Below are 2,176 nucleotides of genomic sequence, written 5' to 3'. Positions count from 1 at the left end.
CGTGACGCTGGTCGAGCGCGCCCGCCCCTCCGCCACGGCCAGCGGCGACGGGCCGCAGCGGGCCGAGGGAGCCAACCAGGCATCGAACGCGCCCAAGACGGTCTCCACCTTTCTGCCGGTGAGCTTCACGCGCGGCATCCTGCTCGGCGGCCTCGATGCGCCCACCGGCGGGCAGTCGCAGGCCAACCCGCATCCTGTACTGATCCGCCTCTCGGACAACAGCGTGCTGCCCAACCAGTTCCGGGGCGAATACCGCGAGTGCTTCGTGATCGCGGCCGGCTATGGCGACATCAGTTCGGAGCGCGCCTACCTGCGCACCGAGAACCTGTCCTGTGTGCGGGCCGACGGCGCCACGCTGGAGGTACGCATCCAGGGCTCGGTCTACGGCGAAGACGGCAAGGTCGGCATGCGCGGGCGGCTGGTCACCAAGCAAGGCCAGATGCTGGCCAACGCGCTGCTGGCCGGCGTGGTCAGCGGCATCGGCCAGGGTCTGTCCACGGCGAACACCACCTACAGCACCTCGGCGCTGGGAACCATGGCCAGCGCCGACAGCAATGCCGACGCCTATCGGGCGGGCCTCGGCAGCGGCGTGGGCAAGGCGCTGGATCGGCTCGCCCAGTACTACATCAAGCTGGCCGAGAACACCTTCCCCGTCATCGAAGTCGACGCCGGCCGCCAGATCGACGTCGTGATCACCAAGGGCGTGCGCATCGATGTGCCGATGACCGCCGTGGCCGAACGTGGCCAGCGCCGCGCCGCTTCCCCCGAAACCCGCTATCTGGAGACCACCGATGATGGCAACTACTGAATCCGCGCGGCGCAGCCGCCGCTTCGCTTCGGCGGCGCTGTGCGCAGTGCTGGCGGCGGCTGCCGCCACCGTCCAAGCCGCGTCTCCCGACGAGACCCGGCTGCTCGCCGCGCTGCGCAAGGCCCACCCGGGCACCGAGTTCACCGAGGTGTCGCGCACCGAGGTCTCGGGCCTGTACGAGGTCTGGATGAACGGCAACGTCGCCTACGTCGCGTCGGCGAATCCGCGCTACTTCGTCTTCGGACGGCTGTTCGACACCCAGGCCATGCGCGATGTCACGGGTCCCAGGATCGCGCAGCGCGGCGGCCAGGATGGGCGGGCCCAGGCGGAAACCGCCTCCGCGGCGCCCGTGCCCGTCGACCAGCTGCCGCTGGCCGATGCGATCAAGACGGTGCGCGGCAACGGCCAGCGCAAGCTCGCGGTGTTCAGCGACCCGAACTGCGTCTACTGCAAGCAGCTCGAGCCCGAGCTCGCCGGCCTGGACAACGTCACGATCTACACCTTCCTGGTGCCGTTCCAGGGCGAGGCCCGGCCGGTCGCCATCTGGTGCGCCGCCGACCGCGAGCGTGCCTGGCGCCAATGGATGCTGCAGGCGGATGCCAGCCTGATGCAGCCGGGCGCGCAGTGCGATCACCCGATCGCGCGCAACCTGGAGCTGGCACGGCGGCTGCGCGTGCAGGGAACGCCAACCCTGATCTGGGCCGACGGCAGCCGTACCGACGGCTATGTCGGGCGCTCGGTGCTCGAGGCCCGGTTTGCGGAGGTCGCCAAGGTCGCCACCTCTCAACTCCAACCCCAGCCGGCCACGACGGAGAAGCGGCCATGAGCGCGCACACTCCGCACACTGCACGCATCGCCGCTGCCGCCCTGCTGCTGCCGCTGGCCGGCTGCATGAACATGTCGGGTCTCTCCGGCAGCTCCAAGTACGCCTGCGCCGCGCCCGAGGGCGTGGCCTGCGACTCGGTGTCGGGTACCTACACCAACGCCCTGCACAACAACCTGCCGAGCCAGCAGGCATCGGCTCTCCGTAGCGAGTCTCGGGAAGGCGCGCCGGAGCCGACCGCATCGCCAGTGCGCCAGCCGATTGCCGGGGCACCGCGCAGCATCGCCGATGGCGGCGCGGAAGGCGCTCCGTCCCTGGCGCTGCGCTCCCAGGCCCGGGTGCTGCGCCTGTGGACCAAGCCCTGGGAGGATGCCGACGGCGATCTCTGGGACCAGGGCTATGTCTATGTGCAGGTCGATGCCGGCCGCTGGCAGATCGACCACGTGCGCCAGCGCATCCGCGACCAGTACGCGCCGCTGCGGCCGCCCCCGGCGCCTGCACCGACCGCGCTCCCCGCAGGCACCCCGCCCTCAGCCGAGCCCGAA

3 protein-coding genes are annotated in these 2,176 nt (G+C 70.9%); all 3 read left to right on the top strand.

Translation table 11 applies throughout. The features are described 5' to 3' along the window. A partial coding sequence (locus ACDELDRAFT_RS21580; protein ID WP_040330450.1) for a TraB/VirB10 family protein occupies nt 1-808 on the top strand: 808 nt, incomplete at its 5' end. After that, on the top strand, nt 792-1,634 hold the full coding sequence (locus tag ACDELDRAFT_RS21575; RefSeq protein WP_040330448.1) for a DsbC family protein: 843 nt from the start codon (nt 792-794) through the stop codon (nt 1,632-1,634). The genes ACDELDRAFT_RS21580 and ACDELDRAFT_RS21575, both read left to right, overlap by 17 nt. Beyond that, nucleotides 1,631-2,176, top strand: a 546-nt coding sequence (locus tag ACDELDRAFT_RS21570; RefSeq protein ID WP_005800548.1) for a TraV family lipoprotein, incomplete at its 3' end; no start/stop codon positions are given. The genes ACDELDRAFT_RS21575 and ACDELDRAFT_RS21570, both read left to right, overlap by 4 nt.

Source organism: Acidovorax delafieldii 2AN (assembly GCF_000175235.1).
Taxonomy (GTDB): Bacteria; Pseudomonadota; Gammaproteobacteria; order Burkholderiales; family Burkholderiaceae_C; genus Acidovorax; species Acidovorax delafieldii_B.
The sequence above is the reverse complement of the archived record's forward strand: the minus strand, read 5'-3'. Positions and strand labels throughout refer to the sequence as shown.

Bases quoted from the DNA above. Each gene is read 5' to 3' on its own strand.
- ACDELDRAFT_RS21575 (WP_040330448.1), top strand. From the start codon at position 792: ATGATGGCAACTACTGAATCCGCGCGGCGCAGCCGCCGCTTCGCTTCG.